Origin of the sequence: Photobacterium sp. Ph5, from assembly GCF_022129445.1 — a bacterium.
Lineage (GTDB): Bacteria > Pseudomonadota > Gammaproteobacteria > Enterobacterales > Vibrionaceae > Photobacterium.
Genome location: NZ_JADQAQ010000030.1, coordinates 32,701 through 56,997 on the forward strand (window position 1 = coordinate 32,701; position 24,297 = coordinate 56,997).

Below are 24,297 nucleotides of genomic sequence, written 5' to 3' on the forward strand. Positions count from 1 at the left end.
TATTGTCTGTCATAAGAGAGTAGTTTCTCTATACCGACAATTTTAACCACGACCACCACGGATCGCTTCAATGATTTTTGACGTTGAGCAACCATCTTCAAAGTTAAGTACCAGTACTTGACCACCAGCCGCTACAACTTCTTTACCACCAGCAATTTCTTCTGGTTTATAATCGCCACCTTTAACCAAAATGCTCGGCAGCACTTCACTGATCAAACGTTGTGGTGTTTCTTCAGTAAACGGTACCACCCAATCAACAGCGCCAAGGCCCGCCAATACAGCCATACGACGATCTTCTGGATTTACGGGACGACCAGGACCTTTTAAGCCTTTCACTGAGCTATCAGAGTTCACAGCCACAATTAAACGATCGCCTAATTTTGCAGCTTCAGTTAAATAAGCAACGTGACCTGCATGTAAAATATCAAAACAACCATTCGTCATAACTACCGTTTCACCACGTGCACGTGCTGATTTTACGGCTTGAATTAATTGAGGCTCGGAAATTACACCAAAACCACTGTCCTGACTGCCGTGAATGGCATCCGTTAATTCAATAGTAGATAGCGTTGATGTGCCCAGTTTCGCAACAACGACACCAGCCGCAGCATTGGCTAATTTACAAGCATCTGATAACGATTTACCTGCAGACAATGAAGCAGCAAGCACTGAAATCACCGTATCACCAGCACCTGTTACGTCATACACTTCTTGCGCTTGCGTTGGCATATGTAAAGGCTCACTGCCTTTTTCAAGTAACGTCATACCATGCTCAGAGCGAGTGACTAACAAGGCTTCAAAATCAAACTTTTCAATAAGGGATAAACCTTTCTCGACTAAGTCTTCATCTGACGTGACTTTACCTACTACCGCTTCAAACTCAGATAAGTTCGGTGTAAGTAGCGTAGCACCACGGTAACGTTCAAAATCCGAACCTTTTGGATCAATTAACACAGGCACATTTGCTTCGCGCGCTAATTGGATCATACCTTGGACGTGCTCTAATACACCTTTCGCATAATCAGATAAAATGACGGCTTTCACATCCGTTAATGATTGCTTCATGCATGCCATAATTGGTGCTGGATCAACGTTATGAAAACCTTCTTCAAAGTCTAGGCGAACCAATTGCTGACCACGGCTCATCACTCGTAGTTTGGTAATAGTTGGATAATCAGGAAACGATACAAAATCACAACGGATATTTAAAGAAGATAATTTCTCTGCTAATACTTTTGCAGGCTCATCTACACCGGTTAAACCAATCAATTTTGCATGTCCACCTAATGCTGCAATATTCATTGCAACGTTCGCGGCACCACCCGGGCGATCTTCTATCTGATCAACCTTAACAACAGGTACTGGCGCTTCTGGCGATATACGCCCTGTAGGACCAGTCCAATAACGGTCTAGCATGACATCACCAACGATCAATACACCGGCTTGGTTATAATCAGGAAGGGTCAGTTTCATTTTTTTCTCCGGGAATGTGAAAACGCTCAAATACTAGCATAAACAAAAATCAAGATGCATCAGGACAATGTTATTCCGTTAATTATCATCAATATTGATTGGCTCTAAAATTTTCTGCCAGATCACTTCAACATTTTCTCGTAGCTCAACAAATTGTTCATCGGATACATACGCATCTAATCCTAATAAATTAAGCTTATGTGTTTCATTACGCATTTCACAGTAAGCATGCTGGAGTAATTTTGCATCCTCAGCGGAAATGATGCCTTCTTGTATCATCGATGAAAATATACGGATATTATCAGACCAACGGGTTACGTCAGGTTGCTCAGCAGCATTCGCTAACACAAGAAATTGGGCGAGAAATTCAATATCGGTGATCCCACCTTTATCTTGTTTTAAACCAAACATTCCCGCTTTTTTCTTACCTAAATGATCACGCATTTTATGGCGCATCTCGACAACGGCTTTGGCTAATTCATTTCGTTTGCGAGGAATTGATAATATCTGCTGACGAACATCAGCAAAAGCGTGTTGCAGTTGTTGATCACCATAAATCATGCGAGCACGAACAAGCGCCTGATGCTCCCATGTCCACGCATCTTGCTGCTGATAATCAGCAAACGCGGTGACGGTACTGACCAATAACCCTGAAGCACCAGATGGACGTAACCGCATATCAACCTCATATAACACGCCTGATGCGGTTCGAGTTGAAAATAGGTGAATGATCCGTTGCGCTAGACGTAAATAAAATTGACGGCCATCTATTTCTTTAAGGCCGTTGGTATAAACATTATCAGGGCAATCATGCATAAAGACCAAATCAAGATCAGAGCCATAACCAAGCTCCCAACCACCAACTTTGCCATAGCCCACAACACCAAACCCTTTACCCTGTCGTTCAACTAAATGGCTCGGCTCACCATATTTCTGAGCAATTTGTAACCATGCTTGGTTCACTACAGCTGCAACAATCGCTTCAGCTAAATAAGTTAAGTGATCACTAACCTTCATCACAGGTAAAATGCCTGCAATGTCAGCCGCTGCAATTTTCAATAACTGCACTTGTTTAAACTGTCGAATCGCCTCCATTTGCTGCTCCATATCTTCTTCTGGAATACGAGCAAGATATTCACGCAGTTCGTCTTTATAACTGGTGAGCTCTGTCGGCTTATAAAGGTGCTGTGGATCGAGTAATTCATCTAATAAAAGTGGATATAACGCCAGTTGATCCGCAACCATAGGGCTTGCAGCACAAAGTCGAATCAATTGCTGTAAAGCGGCTGGGTGTTCAACCAATAGCTCAAGATAAGTGGTACGTGTTGCGATCCGAATGATCAGTTTAGTTAAACGCGGTAACAGTTGAGTCGCATCATCTCGCATCACAACTTGCGATAACACTTCGGGCATTAGGCGAGCTAACACTTCGCGCCCACGGGGGCCCAATGTACGTTTAGACAACTCAGCTTTAAAACCAATTAAGTGCTCTGCTAACTCAATTGATGCTGGCTCATTTAATTCAGTAAGGATCGCGAGTAGAACTTCGTAATTGAGTACCATTGCCCACATTTCATGGTATTGGGCATCGACACTTGCTTGATCATCTTGCTCTTCCACACCGATGATATCTTCAAAAATCAAGTGAATAGCAGACATATGTGATTCAACATCTTGCAGTAAAGCAGCCCAATCAGCATATCCCATTGCACACGCTAAACGCGCTTGATCAAGTGCTTTATCTGGTAACGTTTGCGTTTGTTTATCGTCGATTGCTTGGAGTAAATTCTCTAAACGGCGCAAGAAACAATAGCCATCTTGTAACACAGCCACATCTTGTGAGGGCAATAAACCTAATTCATTCATCGCTGATAAGGTTGGCAATAATCCTCGTCCTCGCAGACTCGGTTCACGTCCACCACGGATCAACTGAAACGACTGGGCAATAAATTCAACTTCTCGGATCCCACCGGCGCCTAATTTAATATTATTGCTAAGTCCTCGACGTCTTACTTCACTACTGATCATCGCTTTCATTCGACGCAAAGCTTGTACAGCACTGAAGTCGATATAACGACGAAAAACAAAGGGGCGTAACATTTGACGTAATTCTTGGTACTGGCTAAAGCTTTCTCTTCCCATAACGCGCGCTTTGATCATCGCATAACGTTCCCAATCACGTCCTTGCTCTTGGTAATAATCTTCAAGGGCTGCATAGCTCATCACCAATGGGCCACTGTCGCCAAAAGGACGTAAACGCATATCAACGCGATAACAAAAGCCATCATAAGTTTGTTGATCTAACGCTTTAATCAACTTCTGTCCTAATCGGGTAAAGAACTGCGCATTAGCAAGACTTCGACGCCCACCTTGCGTTTCACCATTTTCTGGATAGGTAAAAATAAGATCGATATCAGAAGAAAAGTTTAGCTCTCCACCACCCAGTTTACCCATTCCTAATACCAACATAGGCTGAGCTTCACCGCTTGCGTTCATTGGTGTGCCCCAATCAGCACAACATTGACGATATAACCAATGGTACGCTTCCATAATCAACGCTTCAGCAAGCAGTGATAAAGCCTCTAAACTCTGCTCTAATGGAACAACATTGGTAAAGTCATGCCAAGCAATAAGACACATTTGTCGACGACGAAATTGCCTTAACACATGCATTAATTGGTTTTCATCTTTTACATCATTTAACTGCTCAGATAAGCACAGGCGGTAATCAATCGATTCAACATGCTGACGATGATGCAGTAGCCAAGTTAGCCATTCAGGATCTTGCACTAATGACGAAAAAATAAAATCACTTAAGCCTAAAACTGAACGCAGTTCTTCTCTATCTTGTCCCTGCCATTGCACTAATGCTTCAGGGTGATGTTCGGCAAGTTTTTGAATAGCAAGATCAGCGGCATCAGCCAGAGAAGTAAAACGAGAAACATTAGGAAAAAAAGCGCTCTTTTCTACAGTCATGTGCTTTCCTTGAACAAGTAATCTGACAGAATTGTTTCTACATTAGCATAGAAAAACGCCCATCAAATGATGGGCGTTATAATTTTGTACATTACCGATTATCTCATTACATGAGATGCTGCATTACACCTGAAATGCCTTAATTTTTGTTTCTAATTCATTGGCATGTTGATGCATGGTATCTGACGTTTCGGCGAGTTCAGTTACCACTGTTACCGACGCTTCTACCAACTCTCGTACATTGGTTAAATTCTGGTTCATCTCATCAGCAACCGTTGTTTGCTGCTCTGCCGCGGTTGCAATATGGAAATTCATATCATTAATTAATTTAACTTGCGCGACAATTTTTTCTAATTCATCGCCAGCACTGGTTACCAAATCGACCCCTTCTGCCGCTTCTTCAACGCTTTGCTCCATCAACCCTACAGCTTGCTGAGCACTTTGTTGTAATTGACTGATCATCTCTTGAATTTCAACCGTTGCAGTTTGTGTCCGTTGCGCCAAATTACGTACTTCATCGGCAACAACAGCAAAACCGCGTCCTGCATCTCCTGCGCGTGCGGCTTCAATCGCAGCGTTCAGGGCCAGTAAATTGGTTTGCTCTGAGATACTTTGGATCGTCACAATCACTGTGCTGATCTTCTCAACACGTGCTTCGACCTGATTAACCGCATCGGCTGATTGACGAATATCGCCAGAAAGCTGATTAATGGTGCTCATTGTTTTACCTACAAATTCTTGCCCTTGCGCGGCTTGTTCTGATGTTCCAACTGTAGCATCAGAAGCTTGCCTTGCGTGTTCAGCGACGGTTTGTACCGTAGAAGTCATTTCTGACATCGCCGAAGCTAATTGATCAATCTCAGCAAATTCTTCTTGTGCCGACGCTTTCGTCTCTACCATACTAATTGACATAATATCTGAAAGACTCGAAAGCTCGCTCGCCGCTGCACGTTGAGCTTGCAAGACTTCCTGTAACTGAAAGCGTGCCGTTTCTAATTCACGTGCTAAATCACCAAACTCATCACGGCAATCCATCTGAACCGGCTCAATTAAATTACGTTGTGCCAAATTTTTAATACTTTGTTTTAAGTAATTAATTTGACGTAGCATAATCCTTGAACCACCCAGTAGCAGCACTATAAAGGCAAGGATCATGATCCCAGTTTGCCATACAATTTGCCATAAATATTGATAGTAATAGTTTTTAGCAACTTGAGTTGACTGAGAGCCCACGACCACTAAATCACGCTGGGGAAGTAATTCTGCATATTCATAACGCCCTTGATCTAACGTTAATGGAGAAGACATCGTTAATTGAGAAAGTAAAGCAGATAAAGATTGATTTTCTGATGTCATTGCATTGAGTTGAGCGAGTTTCGTTACTGATGGATGCCCAACTACCTTGCCACTTTTACGATCAATAATATAAACATACGCATCTTGAGCAGAAGTTTGATTAAGAAAAAGCTTTGTTATGCCGGCATCTGCTTGATCCAATTTTTTCAATAAATTAGCATGTGAAATAGCTTGTTCTTTAGCGCGATCTTGTTGGATTTGCGAGACAGCAGAATAAAATGTTTGGGCATCCCATAACTGTTTTCCAAGTAGCAGTACCGTACTAAATACCATTAATAGGATCAATTTGGGCACAAGACGGATATTTGTTAGTCCTTTTTCCCATGATGAAAAGTGCATCGTTGCCATTTGGATCCTCCATCTGCCCCTCATACATACCTTCAAGCCAAAGAAGTGAAGATGAAGCACAATAAATATCAATAAATTTTGCTATCGTTTTCCTAATAACAATATATCGACAAAAACCACAAAGACCTTAGTGATGAAAGTAATTGATGACGTAAAGTATGAGCTACATCCCATGAGTTTGATGGCATTGGTTCTCTCTATCACCTCGCTTATTCTTGTTACCAGCACGCTTTTCCTTAATAAACACAGTCCAACCTTTCGTATTTTTATTGCTATCGACACTTTTATTTGTCTACTTTTTTGGTGTCAATTACTGATAGATTTATTTAGAAGTGAAAATAAAACTGCCTACCTAAAGCATCACTGGCCTGATTTTATCGCCAGTATTCCCGCGATTGAACCATTGCGTTTTATGCGTATTTTACAAGTTCTGCGCGTTATTCGCTTATTACGATCTAGTAAAAATATTTACTTCCAACTACAAAATAACCGTAGAGAAACCACTCTCGCTTCGATTTTCTTATTATTGACGGTACTTATCACGATTGGCGCAAGTTCTATCTTGTTTATCGAAGGTAATGTGCCTGGAGCTAACATTCATACTGCGGGGGATGCGCTATGGTGGGTATTTGTAACAATATCAACCGTGGGTTACGGCGATTATTATCCGATTACAACATTGGGTAGAATTATTGCTATCGGGATCATCATTTGTGGTGTCGGTTTATTTGGTATGGTAGCAGGTTTGATCAGCTCAGTAATTTCAGATCCACAACATGAAAAAGATCTACTCGAAAAAGCACATCGTAAAGAATGGCGAGAAATGCTCGCTAATCAACAAGTCTTGCTGGCTAAGTTAGATCGCTTGGAAACGAAGCTTGATCAACTATCACAAGATAAAAGCACTAATACACCAAGCCAGCATTAAGAAAACAAAAATATATCGCTATAATTAAGCCTTGCTTCGGCAAGGCTTTTATTTTCTCTCTAACACTTAAGGCCAATATGGCGCAAGCTCAATGCTCATCTTACGTGTTTGATCCATCGCATGGATCAATGATTCATTTTGACGCAATAACCATTTCTCAATTTGTGCAAAATCATCACCTTCAAATAATGGTAATAGCTGACGTATTGGCTCTAAAGCACACAGATCATCAATACCTTGCAATAAATCAAACCATGGCATGCGGAAAGTTTGACGCAACTCAGGATCGTAAAGCTCAGCAAAAGATAAGCCACACATCAAATTTCGCTGCAAACGCGGTTTCTGATCGATGTAATCGGAGCGTGTTAATTGACGGTCGGCAGGAAAGACATCCAATAGCTCACGCCATGAACGAGATAATATATTATCGGCAAAAGGCTTAATCGCACCAGCTAGTTTTGCACGTGATTTATCATCTAAAAATGGCTGCCAACCGCGGCTTAATACCCAACGACTTAAATCCAGCAATAAACCACAATAACGTGCCGAATTCATCAATCGCAGCATATCTTCGTTATCAGGTAGCTGTTCATAACGTGCATCTAGCTGCTGTTGTAGCGATTTACGGACATTTAACTTACGTAATACGTAAGATTTGTCGTCTGTTAATGCTTGAATACTATTGGCATCTTCTAGCCACGCCAACTCACCCTCTAACCATTGCAATTCTTGACGCAACAAAGCACTCGCACGACGCGGAATAATACCACCGAACGTTGCAAAGGTTTGACGCAATAAGCTTAATGATTGAGAGATTTGAACTAACGCTTGCTGATCTTGTGATTCAGTATAGATTTGTTCGTGGTATAACCAATGCTCTAATGCATGTTCTAACGTTTTAATAAACGTCGACTCAACCGTATCTTGCTCAGTCGTTGCGACAAGCGTTAAAGGCTTAGGTGTATCGCCTTGATAATCTGCTGCTAAGCGGTAGCCACGAGCCGCTTTACTCAAATTACCTAATCGCATACCGCCATCCGCACAAAGTTCACGGGCAAGCGTAAATAAAGCGTCGGTTTGACCCGATTTAAGTTCTAACTCAACTTCACAAATTGGCGATGATTTACCATTGGTATGGACTTCACCCTGATCATAAGCCAATTCTATTTGGCTTCCATCAGGCATGGCGACGAGCCATTGCTGACGGGTGAAATCGGTTGAGAACAAAGGTCTAATTTGCTGTTGAGCAAGATCAACATCAAAACCTTCTGGCCAAGCATCCGCTGGATGTAAAGCCAAAGTGGGCGCATCACCATCAATTTCTACATTATACTCAGGGCGTTGGTGTAAACCGGCAACAACCCTACCTGCAGTTTTTAATGTTTGTACATAAACATCGTCAAAACGACGCACCCGAAGGCCAATATCGTGCTGACGCAATAATTGGTCTGGCGTATCGAAGTAAATATTGCCTAATTCTCGACTGCTCTGCTGCAGAATTTTCGCTTCCGTTATTTTGCTCAATAATTGACGTGAAAATTCTGGTGAGACGATAAACTTCAGTTCTATCTCGGTTTCCATAGTTATACCTATAAACAGTGGCAATCCAAGGATATTTGCTTATGCGCTTGAGGGCAAGTCAGAAATATCGATAAAACCTTGATCAAAATTAGTTCCACTATACTCACATATACGTTAACATGCGCGCTTCAATGACCATCGCTCAAGATTTAGCCTTTTTCGGGCGCTCTCTAGGTTGATCGGCTATGCCAGTAAATACAATTATGGGGCTCTTTGCAAAATCCCCAATCAAACCACTGCAACGTCACGTTATTCGCGTAACTGAATGTTGTAACTTGCTTATCCCGTTCTTTGAAGCATGTAATGCTGGAGACTGGGAAAAGGCGGCAGTTTTACGCGAACAGATCTCGCAACTTGAAAAAGATGCGGATGTGCTTAAGCGTGAGATCCGTCTGAAGCTTCCTCGTGGTCTTTTCATGCCAGTAGATCGTACTGATATGTTAGGACTGTTAACCCAGCAGGATAAACTCGCTAACCTCTCTAAAGATATCGCTGGTCGTGTCTTAGGTCGTAAGCTACAAATCCCTGCGATCATGTACCCAGACTTTGTCGCTTACGTTCAACGTTGTTTAGACGCTGCTGATCAAGCACGCCGTGTAATTAACGAATTGGATGAGCTTCTTGAGACTGGTTTCAAAGGCAGAGAAGTGACGCTTGTTGCCGAAATGATTAATCAGCTAGATGTTATCGAAGATGATACTGATTCTATGCAGATTGTTTTACGTCAACAATTAATGTCCATCGAAGACCAACACAGCCCGGTGGATGTCATGTTCCTGTATAAGATTCTCGAGTGGGTAGGCGCGATTGCTGATCAAGCACAACGTGTAGGCTCGCGTTTAGAGATTATGCTTTCGCGTTCTTAATAACGAGAATTAACAAAACAAGGTTTTACAATGGAAATCCTGGCTAACTACGGCACTCTAATTATTGGAGTGGCAGCTATTTTTGGTCTTTTAATGGCGATTGGTATTGGTGCAAATGATGTTGCCAATGCCATGGGTACTTCAGTAGGTTCTAAAGCACTTACAGTAAAACAAGCGATCATCATTGCGATGATTTTTGAGTTTGCTGGTGCTTATCTTGCAGGTGGTGAAGTAACAGATACTATCCGTAAGGGGGTTATCGATACTTCGCTCTATGCAGCCCAACCTGAGGTACTGGTGTACGGCATGATGTCAGCGCTTCTTGCTGCTGGTACATGGTTGTTACTCGCTTCTTATATGGGCTGGCCAGTATCAACCACCCACTCAATTATCGGTGCAATTATCGGTTTTGCGTGCGTGTCTGTTGGTACCAATGCAGTGGATTGGCATTCAATCCAAGGTATTGTTGGTAGCTGGTTAATTACCCCTCTTATTGCAGGTATTTTTGCTTACCTAATATTTATCAGCGCCCAAAAATTAATTTTTGACACTGATACTCCACTGATAAATGCAAAGCGCTTTGTTCCTGTCTACATGTTTATTACTGCGATGGTCATTGCACTAGTAACAATCAAGAAAGGTCTAAAGCACGTTGGTTTGCATTTAACAACCAGTGAAGCTTGGGTTGCGTCACTTGTAGTATCACTACTTGTGATGGTAGCAGGTTACTTCTACATTCAACGTAAATACACCGATGACGGCTCTTCTGTTGATAGCAATGGCTATGCCGGTGTGGAAAGTGTATTTAGCGTACTAATGGTAGTGACCGCTTGTGCAATGGCATTTGCTCACGGTTCAAATGACGTAGCGAATGCGATTGGTCCTCTGTCTGCTGTAGTTTCTACAGTTGAACATGCTGGTCAAATTGCAGATAAAAGTGAAATTGCATGGTGGATCCTTCCACTAGGTGGTATCGGTATTGTTATCGGCCTTGCGACTCTAGGTCATAAAGTAATGGCTACCGTAGGCACAGGTATCACAGAACTAACCCCAAGCCGTGGTTTTGCTGCGCAGCTAGCAACAGCATCCACTGTTGTACTGGCATCAGGTACAGGTTTACCTATCTCAACGACACAAACACTTGTAGGTGCCGTTTTAGGTGTGGGTTTTGCTCGTGGTATTGCAGCATTGAATCTTGGTGTTGTTCGTAACATCGTTGCATCATGGGTTGTAACTCTGCCAGCAGGTGCGCTACTTGCTGTCATTTTCTTCTACATTATGCAAGCCGTATTTGGTTAAATAGTGGCACAGGTTCAAAAGAGGGAGGCTTAGCCTCCCTCTTTTCTTGCACCTTCCTTCCAAAATTCTTACTATCAACGACCTTAACAAAATCAAGACTCCCCAAGGATCAGATTGTGAAGTACCTCATTAGTCTTTGTTTACTTATTTGTGCGGCAATAACGCCTATTGCAAATGCGGCACAGGTTCGTTATATCTCCGACAACCTATTTACTTACATGCATTCAGGCCCCGGCACACAATACCGCATTATTGGCAGTATTGACGCGGGAACAAAAATCACCCTAACCAATACCAATAAAGCAGCTGGTTTTAGTCAAATTACTGATGACCGTGGGCGTAGTGGTTGGGTCGATTCAAAATTTGTTTCAACAGAGATGGGCCTAAAAGAGCGTGTTCCTGCGCTACAAACAGAATTAACAGAAGTGAAGGCTAAACTTGCTGAAGCACTTACTTCAAGCGATAGTCAAAACGCTGGGCTTAAAAACACATTAGCTCAACGTAATACACAGATAAATGATCTAGAAACACGCAATAATAAGCTGCAAAGCGAGTTATCTTCATCTCAAGATCAAATCCGTGAACTTCGCGCTAAAATTGATACCCAAAAAGATGACCTATTAATGAAGTGGTTCACTTATGGGGGGCTCGTTGCCGGTGCTGGTCTATTATTTGGTCTTGTACTACCTCACCTTATCCCACGCCGTCGCAAACGCAATAACGGTTGGGCTTAATACCCAAATAGGCAGAGGTCTCGACGTCTGGATCAAAAAAGGCAGCTTAGCTGCCTTTTTTATTGCCTATTATCAGCGTCCATTTACCACTCAGATAATGCCGGCATACTAATTTCATAACCATCAAATTTAAGTATCACATCACGTGATTCGATACGGGCTAATTTGACACCAGGAGCAATACTGTCGCCTTCATGTAATTCTTTACCATTGACCTTAACCCAACGTTTAGCAGGAGCTGAAGAATAGATATGCTGCTCAAAATTCATTTTAGGTAATTGGTTTTGAATCGATGATGGTAGCAAGCCAATAGGGATCACCTTACTTTGTGGTTGTTTAGATGCTTTAACGACAGGTTGAGCATCGGCTTCATCAACACTGCGATCCAATTCATTATCTTGATAGCTTTCGCCATCGGTGGCCACAATCGCAGATTTAAGCTGAGCGGCTAACTTAGGTGATAATCCAGAAAGATCTAAATTATCTAATTGATATGGATCTTGCTCTTCAGATTGCTTTGCTACTGGTTTGGTTACTGGCACATAATTATCTGTTGATGCATTAGCTGAGTAAGATTCTGTTGCCATTGGGACTTCATAATCCTGATACGCAGGGGCTGCAGAATACAGACTATCACCAATAGGAAGAGGCTCTGTCACCAATTGAGGGTAATCAAGGAACATAACGTCTTTATTTGGCGACAATACATTAGCCTGACTGCTCTCTGCGGGCGCTTGCAATACTTGCTTATCATATGATGCCGAAGGTTGCGATTGAGGTGCTTGCTGTAAGGGTGCGTTCAGCTCTGTTGCTTGCCCCTGCTCATGTTTAACTTGTTGATAAAACTTATATCCAATAATAGCAGCAGCAGGAAGTAATGCGATAACAAGTGGCCATGCCCATGATGTCGACACTGTCTGTGCTTTAACGCTTCGCATTGGATGTACAACTTTCGCTGTCCCTTGACCCACTTCTCGTTCAGACTGATCCGTATTCTTATCATCTGATTTTTTTAAACTATCTAGCAATTGAGACATTAGATTTGCTCCGGCTGTAACGTGGGTCCTGGTAGATTCATCGCAGAATCGAGTACCATTAATGTCATTGGCCCGGCTATCCCATCAGCCGCTAAATCTTGTGAACGTTGGAAACGACGCAATTTATCTAATATCGACTGATCAAAATAGCCCTTTCTTGGCGACTCCTCACCAAGAAAATCATTCAATTGTTGGTCAAGCCACACAACACGAGGACCATTCTGTCCAAAACGAATACTGGTTTTATCGCCTAATGGTGGGCGCCATAACAAACTAAATTGCCCATCCCAACGAGATTCAAACCAGTTAGGTGTCACCGAAATTCTCTCTTTTCCCATAAGTAACTCAATGCGATCATCAGTAATAGCGTACAACACTGCGTAAAAAGGCTTCTGCGTGCCATCTTTTAAAGTCACGATCACAGGACGGTTTATTAAACCTAATTTTGCTAATGTCGTTTTACCACTAAAACATGCCAAGCTGATCCGCGAACTGGTAGCACATGTCGCTTGATTCAATGCCGTATCAAAGCCCCACAAACGATATAGTGTTTGCATCGACGTTCGCTCTTTACGGCTCGCATCAATCACTTTCGCTAAACGCTCTTGGGAATTTTCAGGGTGATTTAAGGCTGTTGTTATTCCCTGTTTCGTTAACTCACTCGATTTTTCAACTACTGATAAGTTCGCTGCCGCATATGACGATTGGTTTGGTGCTATAGGTGTCGCAACAGGCGCAACAGGTAACGGCCAATAATGCCAAGCCCCCATTGCTAATGTTGAACATAACGCCATAGCAACTCCCCAAGGGAGCCATGATACTGCTGTTTTTGTACCTTGTGAGTGCGCTTTTGATTGAACAGGAACTTGCCAACTTAAAATATCTTCGCACGCCTGCACTGCCATCGTTTTAGTCACTTGACGAGTGCCCGCTTGACAAGCCAATTGCATCGACTTATCACACACAAGATTAATTAACCGCGGAATACCTTGAGTTTGTTTCGCAATATATTTGATGCAACTTGTATCAAACACAGGGTACAAACAATCGACAGCCGTTAAACGATAATGAATATATTCATTCACTTCTATTTCTGTTAACGGTAATAGGTGATAGCGAGAAGTGATACGTTGAGCAAGTTGACGTAACCGCTCTTGTTGCAATAATTGCTGTAATTCAGGCTGACCAATTAACACAACCTTAAGCAGTTTTCTGCTGTCCGTTTCCAAGTTGGTCAATAGGCGTAATTGTTCTAATACATCAGGCATGAGGTGCTGTGCTTCATCCACCAGCAGTAGTGTTTGTCGGCCTTCAGCATGGTTAGCCATTAAGTGACGATAAATAATATCTGTTAACTGTTTAAAGCTGGCGTCAGATTGATAATGCAAGTCTAACTCATCACAAATCGCGGCTAATAAATCATGAGCTGATAACGCAGGATTTAAAATAACAGCAACTTGTGTTTGGTGTGGCAATCGGGAAATCATCGCACGTAGTACGGTGGTTTTACCTGTACCAACTTCCCCTGTTAATAACCCAAAACCACCACCATCGGTTAGTCCTGACAGCATATGTGTCAATGCTTCTCGATGTCGCTCACTGAGATACAAAAAACGTGCGCTGGGGACGATAGAAAAAGGCGCTTCAGTGATCCCGAAAAAGTCCTGATACATAAAAATACTCTGGTGCTTAAAATAAGTGATAACCGTTAAACGAGGTTAAATTCTCTTTTGTTCTAAAATACACGTCAACATCGCGATATTTATTATCATGGGTATTGATTGGGTTATTGTATACTGCCAAGCAGTAGCGCATAGACCAAGTTCACAATGAACACGGTATTATGGTCAGTTTTTAACTAAAATCGGTAGAGATTCGTCTCATTAGTTTCAGGCATAAGGAGCTTTCATTGCAAACCTATCTTGTTGGTGGTGCCGTTCGTGACACCTTATTAAACCTCACGGTAACAGATAAAGACTGGGTTGTGGTTGGCACAACACCTGAAGCAATGTTGGCTGCAGGATTTGAACAAATAGGCAGTGACTTTCCTGTTTTTCTTCATCCCAAAACCAAACAAGAACATGCTCTAGCCCGAACAGAGCGAAAATCAGGGCATGGTTATACTGGCTTTGTTTGTTATTCCGCACCAGATGTGACACTCGAGCAAGATCTACTGCGTCGCGATCTTACCATCAATGCAATAGCTCAAACACCGACTGGCGAGTTAATCGATCCTTACCATGGACAACAAGATCTTCACGATAAAATTTTACGTCACGTCTCCCCTGCATTTAGTGAAGATCCTTTGCGTGTCTTACGTGTTGCTCGTTTTGCCGCGCGTTTTGCTCATTTAGGTTTTACTGTCGCACCTGAAACTATCGCGTTAATGCAAGAGATGGTGATCAGTGGTGAATTAGAAAGTCTCACACCTGAGCGGGTATGGAAAGAGTGGGAGAAATCACTCTCTAGTGATGATCCACAAGTATTTCTTACGGTACTGCGCCAATGTGGTGCTTTATCGGTTGTCATGCCTGAAATTGATGCGCTGTTTGGCGTACCACAACCTGAAAAATGGCATCCTGAAATTGATTGCGGTATCCATACTTTATTAGTGGCTAAAAAAGCCGCTGAGTTAACGACCGATAAAACCATTCGTTTTGCCGCACAGGTACATGATTTGGGTAAAGCTTTATCCCCAAAAGAGGATCTTCCTCATCACAAGACACACTGTCGAGATGGTATTAAACCTATCAAAGCACTGTGCCAACGATTACGTATACCGAATGACTTTCGCGATCTGGCATTATTAGTCTGTGAACAACACACCAAAATCCATTATGCCGAAGAAATGCGTGCTGATACCTTTATTAAAATCTTTGATCAAATTGACGCATGGCGAAAACCCGACCGTGTTGATCAACTAGCAACGTGCTGCCGTGCTGATGCTCGTGGACGCACCCACTTTGAACAAACACCGTATATGCAAGCTGACATTCTACAAGCCATCTTTAAGACTGCACTAACCGTCGATGTCAAAGCTATTGTCGCCGCCGGTTTTAAAGGCGCAGAGATCAGAGAGCAACTTGCCTTAAAACGTATCGAAGCCGTCGCGCAATATCTAAAAGAAAACAGAAAATAATTCCGATACTTGCTCAATAATCTATACAAAAAAACCGACATCATGTCGGCTTTTTTAATCGTAAATAGCGCGTTAAAATTACTTGGACATCAAGAATAAGAACAAACCAATACCCAAAATTAAGCGGTAAATAACAAACGGTGTCATCCCCAATCGTGTTACCAGTTTCAAAAATACGTGGATACACGCATAAGCACTGATAAAGGATACTGCGATACCAATACTTAAGTTTCCTACATCAATAGGATCTGCGCCAGTCACCAGTTTTAAACTTAGATAACCACCTGCTAAAAGAATAATAGGGATCGACATTAAAAATGAAAAACGCGCTGCTGCCTCACGAGTAAAGCCAAGATAAAGAGCCGCGGTCATCGTCGCGCCAGAGCGAGAGGTTCCAGGGATAATGGCTGCTGCCTGCGCTAGACCAATAAACAACGCACTCTTCCAATTCGCTTGATACTCGTTATCGGTTTGCTTCGCGCGTTTATCAACCCACCATAGCAACAAACCAAAGATAATGGTGGTACACGCAATCACCCATGCTGAACGCAAGTACATTTCGATAACGTCTTTCATCACCAAACCGAAGATACAGGCGGGGATTGTCGCTATCACAATCATCCATGCTAATTTCGATTCAGCACTATGTTCTCGTTTGAAAATGGAGTTAATCCAAGCGGTTAATAACGAAACCACTTCTTTTCGAAAATAAAGAATAACCGCCATCAACGTACCAACGTGTACAGCGACATCAAATGCTAAGCCTTGATCAGGCCAACCTAAGATCTCAGACGGTAGAATTAAATGGGCAGAGCTAGAGACGGGTAAAAACTCTGTCAGTCCTTGAATAAGGGCTAACATAAATGCTTCAAAATGACTCATTAATTGTCCTTAATTAAACACAGCATAAAAAGTAAGTAATGACTAACTTTCTACTAAACGACTCATTCAACAGGCCATAATATTTGCTGTTGAGAAAAGTTTTGCCAAAGTTGCGCCAATGTTTGAGTCTCTTGTGGTATCACTAAATCAGGATTTAATTCACTGAGCGGCCACAGAACAAAAGCAAAACGGTAAATATCAGAACGTGGTAACGACGGTAAAGCATCACTCACAGCATCGCCATACAACAACAAATCAAGGTCGATAGTACGACTTTGATTTTTAACTGCATGTGCCGGACGCCCTAATTGGCGTTCAATCTCTTTGAGTTGAGATTGTAATGCAGATAACGACAACGATGTCTGTATTTCGATCACTGCATTAAAAAAATTATCGCCATAAAAACCTACGGGTTCTGCTTCAAAGATGCGAGACATTCGCCATTCGCTTGCCAGTGTCTTTACCGCTTCTAAGCCAGCTTTTAAATGATATTCACGCTCAATATTACTACCAATACTGATATACGCGGTGATCACTTACTACCTCGCTCAATTTGTACTCCAACGCCACGAGCATTCACCACAGCACCAGGTTTAGTCACTCGCACTTTAACCCAAGGTACATTGAAATCTGTCATGATTAAATTTGCCACATCTTCAGCAACACGCTCAACCAATAGAAATCGCCCCTGTTCAATCAAGTTCGTGACAGCAGTACTTACGGTTGAGTAATCCAATGCGTAAGTCACATCATCACTATGAGCAGCAGGTCGGTTATCATGCGCCATTTCCAAATCAAGCACTAATTTTTGCTTAATCGCCTGCTCCCAGTCATATACCCCAATAGTGGCAATAACTTCCAGTTTTTCAATAAATACCGTATCCATGCTAAATCGCTAATTTTGTTAGAGGTCGGATACCCAATGTCAGCAAAAGCGCGTATTATCAGGTAGTATTCGTTAACATGAGTGTTGTTAGTAACTATGCAACATTATCAATGTTAACTTGGGCTGGGACTATACCACAGCCATGAACGAGTCAAAATTTCTGTTCAGTAATATTGACGCAGATAAGATCCAGTTAACATTTCAATTCCTGTTGTACTGGTACTTACCTTAGATATTCGGAAAAATGCATGACACCACTAGCGCTACTGATGATCATTGCCGCCTACTTACTCGGGTCTATTTCTAGCGCCGTATTAATTTCACGGTTGTATCGACTTCCCGATCCTAGAAAAAGTGGTTCTGGTAATCCAGGTGCTACTAATGTGCTCCGTTTAGGTGGTAAAAGTGCAGCAGCGTTAGTTTTGATCTCTGATATTCTTAAAGGCATGTTGCCTGTATGGCTAGGCTACTTTTTAGGTATTAACCCTTTTTTACTCGGCATCATCGGTATTGCGGCTTGTTTAGGTCACATCTACCCACTATTTTTTCATTTCCAAGGCGGAAAAGGGGTCGCAACAGCCCTTGGCGCATTAGCCCCTATAGGTTGGGATTTAAGCGGTATGCTTATAACAACATGGGTACTCACTCTAGTTGTAACAGGTTACTCTTCACTCGCATCACTTATCACAGCTCTTGCCGCGCCAATGCTCACGTGGCTAGTAAAACCTGAATACACTATGCCCGTTTCCATGCTGTCTTGCTTAATCATTTTTCGGCATCATGAAAACATTCGTCGGTTACTCGATGGACAAGAAACCAAAATTTGGGATAAGTTTTCCAAGAAAAACACCGACGCTTAAACGAAAAAAAGCGAAGCACTTTGCTTCGCTTTTCTGTAGCTATACCAATTTTTTATTAGTCAGCGATCGGTTTAAGTTGATCAATCGGCCAGCGTGGGAAGGCTTTAACACCTAAATCCATCGTCTCTTTGTTTTTCAAACGCTGCATGCCTGCATAAGCGATCATTGCACCGTTATCTGTACAAAATTCTGTACGAGGATAGAACACTTCACCTTTTAAGTTCTTCATCATGCTTTCAAGCTCTTGACGTAAGTACTTATTTGCACTGACACCACCAGCAATCACTAAGCGCTTTAAACCTGTTTGTTTTAATGCACGTTTACATTTGATGGCAAGTGTATCGACTACCGCTTCTTGGAATGCAAATGCAATATCAGCTCGGGTTTGCTCATCGTCGTCGTTAGCACGAATCGTATTCGCCGCAAATGTTTTTAAACCAGAAAAGCTAAAATCAAGACCTGGACGATCTGTCATTGGACGTGGGAATTTAAAACGCCCTTTGGTGCCTTTTTCTGCCATTTTAGACAGTAATGGACCACCTGGGTAATCAAGCCCCATCATCTTCGCGGTTTTATCAAAAGCTTCACCTGCCGCGTCATCAATCGACTCGCCTAGGATTTGATATTCACCAATGCCTTTAACTTCAACCATCATGGTATGGCCGCCAGAGACCAACAAGGCAACAAATGGGAATTCAGGTGCATTATCTTCTAGCATTGGCGCGAGAAGGTGTCCTTCCATATGGTGCACAGCAACGGCAGGTAAATCCCACGCATACGCTAAACTACGTCCAATGGTTGCACCCACTAATAATGCACCAACAAGACCAGGGCCTGCGGTATAAGCAACACCATCAAGATCGTCATGAGTCAGTCCGGCAGAAGCAAGCGCAGCCTTAATCAATGGAATCGTTTTCTTAACGTGATCACGCGATGCCAACTCAGGCACCACACCACCGTAATCCGCATGTAGCTTTACTTGACTGTAAAGTTCATGTGCCAAGAGACCTTTTTCATCATCGAAAATCGCAATACCTGTCTCATCACAGGAAGTCTCGATGCCCAGTATACGCATAACAACCTCTATACTATTAGGGGGTTTAAATGAAAAATCGGTATAGTTTCAATAACAACCGATAACTCAAATAGGGTTAGGAAGTACTAATTAAGGGGCATGTTACCGTTGTTGACATAAATTAACCAGTTCATAGACGTAGAATGCTTTACAAATGCCCCCAGATCAGATTAGAATTTCGCACCATTTTTAATCAGCTGACACTTTGAACGTCAGCTTTAAATAGAATCACTCTGAGGTGAGTATTACATGCCAGTAATCAAAGTACGTGAAAACGAACCGTTTGACGTAGCACTACGTCGTTTTAAGCGCTCTTGCGAAAAAGCAGGTATCCTTTCTGAAGTTCGCCGTCGTGAGCACTTCGAAAAGCCAACAACTGTACGTAAGCGCGCTAAAGCAGCGGCAGTTAAGCGTCACCTGAAGAAATTGGCTCGCGAAAACGCGCGTCGCGTTCGTCTGTACTAATCTTTAGATTTTAAACAGAAGGATCGCGTAATGACTCTAATTGAACGTCTTAAAGACGAACAAAAAGCGGCGATGAAGGCGAAGGACAAACCTCGTCTTGGCGCTATCCGTTTAGTTCTTGCAGCAATTAAACAACGTGAAGTTGACGAAAAGATCACTCTTAACGACGACGACGTGTTGGTTGTATTAACAAAAATGGTTAAGCAACGTCGTGACTCTGTGGCTCAATATGAAGCTGCAGGCCGTCAAGACTTAGCTGATGTTGAGCATGCTGAAATCAGTGTTCTAGCCGAGTTTATGCCTCAACCACTAACTGAAGAGGAAATCTCTGCGTTAATGGATGAAGCTATTGCTGCGACTGGCGCTGCCACTATGCAAGATATGGGCAAAGTGATGGGCGTACTGAAACCGCAAATTCAGGGTCGTGCCGATATGGGGATTGTTAGCAAGTTAGTGAAAACTAAGCTAGGTTAATCACTCTCCTATTCAGCGACAAGCCGTGCTATCCTTTTGGGGATGCACGGCTTGTTCGTATCTGATTGAACCAGAACTCACACACCAACAACAATCTTCTTTTATTTCACTATCAGGTTATTTGCTTTCTTATGGCAGGAAAAATCCCACGTTCATTCATTGATGATCTTATTTCTCGACATGACATTGTCGATGTCATTGATGCGCGGGTAAAACTCAAAAAACAAGGCAAAAACTTTGGTGCTTGTTGTCCTTTCCATAACGAAAAAACCCCGTCTTTCTCTGTTAGCCAAGAAAAACAGTTTTACCACTGTTTCGGTTGTGGTGTGCACGGTAACGTCCTTGATTTTGTCATGGAGTTTGATCGACTTGATTTTGTTGATGCGATTGAAGAGTTAGCTTCACAGCTAGGCTTGGAAGTCCCGCGTGAAAACGATGGAAATAATACCCATCGTGGTCCAAAAGCCGCTGACAAACGTAATTACTATGAGTTGATGGGCCAAGTTTCACAATTTTACCAATCTCAACTTCGTACTAAAGAAGGTGAAATTGCTGTCGACTATCTCAAAGTTCGTGGCTTATCAGGTGAAATAGTAAAAAAATTCTCTATCGGTTTTATTCCTGATCAATGGGATATGGTGCGTAGTCGTTTTGGCAGAGATAATGAATCGCAAAAAGCACTTGTCAACACAGGTATGCTGATCGAAAACGACAATGGTCGTCGTTATGATCGCTTCCGTGGCCGAGTGATGTTTCCGATCCATGATCGACGTGGGCGAGTCATTGGTTTTGGTGGGCGAGTCATTGGTGACGGCACCCCAAAATACCTCAACTCACCAGAAACCGATATTTTCCATAAAGGTCGTGAGTTATACGGCTTATATGAAGTGTTACAAACTCACCGTGAACCAAACAAAATCATGGTGGTAGAAGGCTATATGGATGTCGTCGCGTTAGCGCAATTTGGTGTTGATTACGCCGTAGCCTCACTCGGCACATCAACCACAGGCGATCATATTCAAAGTCTATTTCGTCAAACCAGCACGGTTGTGTGTTGTTATGATGGCGATAGAGCTGGACGAGATGCAGCATGGCGAGCAATGGAGCAAGCACTGCCGTATTTAACAGATGGCCGCCAACTCAAATTTATGTTCTTGCCTGACGGCGAAGATCCTGATTCATGTATTCGTGCTGAAGGTAAAGACGCCTTTGAACAGCGTGTTGATGAAGCGATGCCATTGTCAGACTTTCTCTTCAACAGTTTAATGCGACAGGTAGATACCACCAGCCGCGAAGGGAAAGCAAAACTTAGCACCCTCGCCGTTCCATTGATCGATAAGGTCCCAGGTGGCACGCTCAGGCTATACTTACGTGAGCTGCTTGGCAAAAATTTAGGTTTGCCTGACGAAGCCCAGCTTCAGCAACTAATATCAATGCATGGCAAAACATCAAAACCTGTTGGCCAAGTACAAATTAAACGAACACCAATGCGAGAAGTGATCGCATTGTTGATTCAGCATCCTAATTTTGTCACTCAACTTGAGTTTGACATGAGTGCATTTGAAAATATTGAATTATCAGGCTTAAATTTATTGCTCTCGATAGTTGATAAATGCCGAAGTAACCCCAATATCAGCACTGGACAACTTTTAGAACACTGGCGCGGTACCAAGAATGAAGCCACAATGGCTCGTCTCGCTGCGTGGGTATTACCGTTGTCAAAAGATGAAGACAACAGCTTAGATGTATTTTTAGACGCAATGGACAAAGTTATTGATCAGTGCGTCAAACAACAAATTGAACAGTTGCAGACTAAATCGAGAACTGTCGGCTTATCAGTCGAAGAAAAACAGGAATTACAGTTACTAATACTGAATCGTCCTGTTTAATAAGTAGTCAACAATTAAGAAATTTGTTATAATTAACGGTTTGCAACTCTGCATACTAAATTATCACTCAGACCCGAAGTTGGATACCGTCTATGGAGCAAAATCCGCAGTCACAGCTAAAGTTACTTGTTGCGAAAGGCAAGGAACAAGGCTATCTGACCTACGCCGAAGTAAATGACCACCTACCAGAAGATATTGTTGATTCTGATCAGGTTGAAGACATTATTCAAATGATTAATGACATGGGTATTAAGGTAGTTGAAACTGCCCCTGATGCCGATGAACTCATGATGACTGAAGATAATGCCGACGAAGACGCCATTGAAGCAGCGGCGCAAGCATTATCAAGCGTAGAAAGCGAGATCGGCCGCACGACAGACCCTGTACGTATGTACATGCGTGAGATGGGTACGGTTGAACTACTTACTCGTGAAGGCGAAATTGATATCGCAAAACGCATTGAAGATGGTATTAACCAAGTTCAATGCTCTGTCGCTGAATACCCATCTGCAATTGCTCACTTACTTGAGCAATTCGATAAAGTTGAAGCTGATGAGCTTCGTCTAACTGATATTATTTCAGGCTTTGTTGATCCTAACGAAGAAGCAACAGCTGCACCAACAGCAACGCACATTGGTTCAGAGCTAAGCGAAACTGATCTTGAAGACGAAGATAAAGATCTTGAAGATGACGATGATGCTGAAGATAGCGATGAAGAAGAAGATGATGGCAGCATCGATCCAGAGCTTGCTCGCGAGAAATTCTTAGAACTACGCCAAGCCTACGATAAAATGGCGTTAGCAATTGAAACAAACGGTCGCCAAAATGCGACGACTGAAGTTGCAGTTGAAGAGTTATCTGAAGTATTCAAACAGTTCCGTCTAATTCCTAAGCAGTTTGACCGTTTAGTTAGCTCACTACGTGATTCTATGGATAAAGTACGCACTAACGAGCGTCTTATCATGCGTATGTGTGTTGATAACAGCAAAATGCCAAAGAAAACATTCGTTTCCTTATTTGCAGGTAACGAATCAAACCAAGATTGGATTGATGAAGCACTAAATTCTGGCAAACCTTATGCTGAACGCTTAAAAGTATACGAAGAAGATCTTCGTCGTTCTTCTCTTAAGCTACGCATGCTAGAAGAAGAAACAGGTCTTTCAATCGAGCGTATCAAAGACATCAGTCGTCGTATGTCTATCGGTGAAGCAAAAGCGCGCCGTGCGAAAAAAGAAATGGTTGAAGCAAACTTACGTCTGGTTATTTCTATCGCGAAGAAGTATACCAACCGTGGTCTGCAGTTCTTGGATCTGATCCAAGAAGGTAACATTGGCTTGATGAAAGCTGTTGATAAGTTTGAATACCGTCGTGGTTACAAGTTCTCAACTTACGCAACATGGTGGATCCGTCAGGCAATCACTCGTTCAATCGCCGATCAGGCACGAACCATTCGTATCCCTGTTCACATGATTGAAACCATCAACAAACTGAACCGTATCTCTCGTCAGATGCTTCAGGAGATGGGTCGTGAACCGTTACCGGAAGAGTTAGCTGAACGCATGCAAATGCCGGAAGACAAGATCCGTAAAGTATTGAAGATTGCTAAAGAGCCTATCTCAATGGAAACTCCTATTGGTGATGATGAAGATTCACATCTAGGTGACTTCATTGAAGATACCACCCTTCAATTACCAATGGATGCAGCAACGGCAACCAATCTACGTGCAGCAACAAACGATGTACTTGCTGGCCTAACACCACGTGAAGCAAAAGTACTGCGTATGCGTTTCGGTATTGATATGAATACTGACCACACGTTAGAAGAAGTAGGTAAACAGTTTGATGTAACACGTGAGCGTATTCGTCAAATTGAAGCGAAAGCATTGCGTAAACTACGCCACCCAAGCCGTTCCGATGTGCTACGTAGTTTCCTCGATGAGTAAACTTAAGCATTAAAAAAAGCGAGCCTAGTGCTCGCTTAATTATATGGTCCGCCTCATCCTAAGCCGTTAGGCTTAGGGTAGGCTTT

20 protein-coding genes are annotated in these 24,297 nt (G+C 42.5%); 10 read left to right on the forward strand and 10 right to left on the reverse strand.

What is annotated here, in order from left to right; all coding sequences use genetic code 11:
* Nucleotides 1–42: 42 nt before the first annotated feature.
* From hldE to I3259_RS12690, 3 genes are all read right to left on the reverse strand, one after another.
* Nucleotides 43–1,473, reverse strand: coding sequence for a bifunctional D-glycero-beta-D-manno-heptose-7-phosphate kinase/D-glycero-beta-D-manno-heptose 1-phosphate adenylyltransferase HldE (gene hldE, locus I3259_RS12680; RefSeq protein WP_238029961.1), 1,431 nt, complete (start codon nt 1,471–1,473; stop codon nt 43–45).
* A gap of 78 nt (nt 1,474–1,551) precedes the next feature.
* Nucleotides 1,552–4,449 carry a bifunctional [glutamate--ammonia ligase]-adenylyl-L-tyrosine phosphorylase/[glutamate--ammonia-ligase] adenylyltransferase gene (glnE, locus tag I3259_RS12685; protein ID WP_238029962.1) on the reverse strand — a complete coding sequence of 966 codons (2,898 nt, stop codon included), beginning with the start codon at nt 4,447–4,449 and terminating at the stop codon, nt 1,552–1,554.
* Nucleotides 4,450–4,572: 123 nt separating this feature from the next.
* A complete protein-coding gene (locus I3259_RS12690) occupies nt 4,573–6,153 on the reverse strand; it encodes a methyl-accepting chemotaxis protein (protein ID WP_238029963.1) in 1,581 nt (526 codons plus the stop codon).
* A gap of 133 nt (nt 6,154–6,286) precedes the next feature.
* Here I3259_RS12690 and I3259_RS12695 point away from each other — a divergent pair, with 133 nt between their 5' ends.
* Nucleotides 6,287–7,081 carry an ion transporter gene (locus I3259_RS12695; RefSeq protein WP_238029964.1) on the forward strand — a complete coding sequence of 265 codons (795 nt, stop codon included), beginning with the start codon at nt 6,287–6,289 and terminating at the stop codon, nt 7,079–7,081.
* Nucleotides 7,082–7,147: 66 nt separating this feature from the next.
* Here I3259_RS12695 and I3259_RS12700 read toward each other — a convergent pair whose 3' ends face one another.
* A complete protein-coding gene (locus tag I3259_RS12700; RefSeq protein WP_238029965.1) occupies nt 7,148–8,662 on the reverse strand; it encodes an inorganic triphosphatase in 1,515 nt (504 codons plus the stop codon).
* Nucleotides 8,663–8,847: 185 nt separating this feature from the next.
* On the opposite strand from I3259_RS12700, the gene I3259_RS12705 reads away from it, so the two are divergent.
* From I3259_RS12705 to I3259_RS12715, 3 genes are all read left to right on the forward strand, one after another.
* Complete coding sequence (locus I3259_RS12705) at nt 8,848–9,528, forward strand: TIGR00153 family protein (RefSeq protein WP_005369822.1); 681 nt, start codon at nt 8,848–8,850, stop codon at nt 9,526–9,528.
* A 30-nt stretch (nt 9,529–9,558) separates the two neighbouring features.
* Nucleotides 9,559–10,827, forward strand: a complete 1,269-nt coding sequence (locus I3259_RS12710) for an inorganic phosphate transporter (RefSeq protein WP_105059444.1) — start codon at nt 9,559–9,561, stop codon at nt 10,825–10,827.
* A gap of 128 nt (nt 10,828–10,955) precedes the next feature.
* On the forward strand, nt 10,956–11,561 hold the full coding sequence (locus I3259_RS12715; protein WP_238029978.1) for a TIGR04211 family SH3 domain-containing protein: 606 nt from the start codon (nt 10,956–10,958) through the stop codon (nt 11,559–11,561).
* Nucleotides 11,562–11,644: 83 nt separating this feature from the next.
* On the opposite strand, the gene I3259_RS12720 is transcribed toward I3259_RS12715, so the two are convergent.
* Both I3259_RS12720 and I3259_RS12725 read right to left on the reverse strand, forming a co-directional pair.
* A complete protein-coding gene (locus I3259_RS12720; protein WP_238029966.1) occupies nt 11,645–12,598 on the reverse strand; it encodes a general secretion pathway protein GspB in 954 nt (317 codons plus the stop codon).
* Nucleotides 12,598–14,271 carry an AAA family ATPase gene (locus I3259_RS12725; RefSeq protein ID WP_238029967.1) on the reverse strand — a complete coding sequence of 558 codons (1,674 nt, stop codon included), beginning with the start codon at nt 14,269–14,271 and terminating at the stop codon, nt 12,598–12,600. The genes I3259_RS12720 and I3259_RS12725 overlap by 1 nt, the downstream gene beginning before the upstream one ends.
* Before the next feature lie 236 nt (nt 14,272–14,507).
* Here I3259_RS12725 and I3259_RS12730 point away from each other — a divergent pair, with 236 nt between their 5' ends.
* Nucleotides 14,508–15,737 (forward strand): multifunctional CCA addition/repair protein, encoded by a 1,230-nt coding sequence (locus tag I3259_RS12730; protein ID WP_238029968.1) that lies wholly within the window; start codon nt 14,508–14,510, stop codon nt 15,735–15,737.
* 78 nt (nt 15,738–15,815) lie between these two features.
* Here the strand turns inward: I3259_RS12730 and I3259_RS12735 are convergent, their stop codons facing one another.
* From I3259_RS12735 to folB, 3 genes are all read right to left on the reverse strand, one after another.
* On the reverse strand, nt 15,816–16,619 hold the full coding sequence (locus I3259_RS12735; protein WP_238029969.1) for an undecaprenyl-diphosphate phosphatase: 804 nt from the start codon (nt 16,617–16,619) through the stop codon (nt 15,816–15,818).
* A 62-nt stretch (nt 16,620–16,681) separates the two neighbouring features.
* On the reverse strand, nt 16,682–17,155 hold the full coding sequence (folK, locus tag I3259_RS12740) for a 2-amino-4-hydroxy-6-hydroxymethyldihydropteridine diphosphokinase (RefSeq protein ID WP_238029970.1): 474 nt from the start codon (nt 17,153–17,155) through the stop codon (nt 16,682–16,684).
* Nucleotides 17,152–17,505, reverse strand: a complete 354-nt coding sequence (folB, locus tag I3259_RS12745) for a dihydroneopterin aldolase (RefSeq protein WP_238029971.1) — start codon at nt 17,503–17,505, stop codon at nt 17,152–17,154. Before folB ends, folK begins: the two co-directional genes overlap by 4 nt.
* Nucleotides 17,506–17,753: 248 nt before the next feature.
* Here folB and plsY point away from each other — a divergent pair, with 248 nt between their 5' ends.
* Complete coding sequence (gene plsY, locus I3259_RS12750; protein WP_238029972.1) at nt 17,754–18,365, forward strand: glycerol-3-phosphate 1-O-acyltransferase PlsY; 612 nt, start codon at nt 17,754–17,756, stop codon at nt 18,363–18,365.
* 55 nt (nt 18,366–18,420) lie between these two features.
* Here the strand turns inward: plsY and tsaD are convergent, their stop codons facing one another.
* Entirely contained in the window at nt 18,421–19,440 is a 1,020-nt protein-coding gene (tsaD, locus tag I3259_RS12755; protein WP_107207651.1) for a tRNA (adenosine(37)-N6)-threonylcarbamoyltransferase complex transferase subunit TsaD, read from the reverse strand.
* 249 nt (nt 19,441–19,689) lie between these two features.
* On the opposite strand from tsaD, the gene rpsU reads away from it, so the two are divergent.
* The 4 genes from rpsU (at nt 19,690) to rpoD (ending at nt 24,211) form a co-directional block, all read left to right on the forward strand.
* Entirely contained in the window at nt 19,690–19,905 is a 216-nt protein-coding gene (rpsU, locus tag I3259_RS12760; RefSeq protein ID WP_005301411.1) for a 30S ribosomal protein S21, read from the forward strand.
* Nucleotides 19,906–19,935: 30 nt separating this feature from the next.
* On the forward strand, nt 19,936–20,379 hold the full coding sequence (locus I3259_RS12765; protein ID WP_005369839.1) for a GatB/YqeY domain-containing protein: 444 nt from the start codon (nt 19,936–19,938) through the stop codon (nt 20,377–20,379).
* 131 nt (nt 20,380–20,510) lie between these two features.
* Nucleotides 20,511–22,268 (forward strand): DNA primase, encoded by a 1,758-nt coding sequence (gene dnaG / locus I3259_RS12770; protein ID WP_238029973.1) that lies wholly within the window; start codon nt 20,511–20,513, stop codon nt 22,266–22,268.
* Between the two features lie 92 nt (nt 22,269–22,360).
* On the forward strand, nt 22,361–24,211 hold the full coding sequence (gene rpoD, locus I3259_RS12775) for an RNA polymerase sigma factor RpoD (RefSeq protein WP_238029974.1): 1,851 nt from the start codon (nt 22,361–22,363) through the stop codon (nt 24,209–24,211).
* Nucleotides 24,212–24,297 lie beyond the last annotated feature (86 nt).

What these genes read in the sequence shown, in the direction of transcription:
- hldE (WP_238029961.1), bottom strand. Translation starts at nt 1,473, where the DNA reads ATGAAACTGACCCTTCCTGATTATAACCAAGCCGGTGTATTGATCGTT.
- glnE (WP_238029962.1), bottom strand. Translation starts at nt 4,449, where the DNA reads ATGACTGTAGAAAAGAGCGCTTTTTTTCCTAATGTTTCTCGTTTTACT.
- I3259_RS12690 (WP_238029963.1), bottom strand. Translation starts at nt 6,153, where the DNA reads ATGGCAACGATGCACTTTTCATCATGGGAAAAAGGACTAACAAATATC.
- I3259_RS12695 (WP_238029964.1), top strand. Translation starts at nt 6,287, where the DNA reads ATGAAAGTAATTGATGACGTAAAGTATGAGCTACATCCCATGAGTTTG.
- I3259_RS12700 (WP_238029965.1), bottom strand. Translation starts at nt 8,662, where the DNA reads ATGGAAACCGAGATAGAACTGAAGTTTATCGTCTCACCAGAATTTTCA.
- I3259_RS12705 (WP_005369822.1), top strand. Translation starts at nt 8,848, where the DNA reads ATGCCAGTAAATACAATTATGGGGCTCTTTGCAAAATCCCCAATCAAA.
- I3259_RS12710 (WP_105059444.1), top strand. Translation starts at nt 9,559, where the DNA reads ATGGAAATCCTGGCTAACTACGGCACTCTAATTATTGGAGTGGCAGCT.
- I3259_RS12720 (WP_238029966.1), bottom strand. Translation starts at nt 12,598, where the DNA reads ATGTCTCAATTGCTAGATAGTTTAAAAAAATCAGATGATAAGAATACG.
- I3259_RS12725 (WP_238029967.1), bottom strand. Translation starts at nt 14,271, where the DNA reads ATGTATCAGGACTTTTTCGGGATCACTGAAGCGCCTTTTTCTATCGTC.
- I3259_RS12735 (WP_238029969.1), bottom strand. Translation starts at nt 16,619, where the DNA reads ATGAGTCATTTTGAAGCATTTATGTTAGCCCTTATTCAAGGACTGACA.
- folB (WP_238029971.1), bottom strand. Translation starts at nt 17,505, where the DNA reads ATGGATACGGTATTTATTGAAAAACTGGAAGTTATTGCCACTATTGGG.
- plsY (WP_238029972.1), top strand. Translation starts at nt 17,754, where the DNA reads ATGACACCACTAGCGCTACTGATGATCATTGCCGCCTACTTACTCGGG.
- tsaD (WP_107207651.1), bottom strand. Translation starts at nt 19,440, where the DNA reads ATGCGTATACTGGGCATCGAGACTTCCTGTGATGAGACAGGTATTGCG.
- rpsU (WP_005301411.1), top strand. Translation starts at nt 19,690, where the DNA reads ATGCCAGTAATCAAAGTACGTGAAAACGAACCGTTTGACGTAGCACTA.
- I3259_RS12765 (WP_005369839.1), top strand. Translation starts at nt 19,936, where the DNA reads ATGACTCTAATTGAACGTCTTAAAGACGAACAAAAAGCGGCGATGAAG.
- dnaG (WP_238029973.1), top strand. Translation starts at nt 20,511, where the DNA reads ATGGCAGGAAAAATCCCACGTTCATTCATTGATGATCTTATTTCTCGA.
- rpoD (WP_238029974.1), top strand. Translation starts at nt 22,361, where the DNA reads ATGGAGCAAAATCCGCAGTCACAGCTAAAGTTACTTGTTGCGAAAGGC.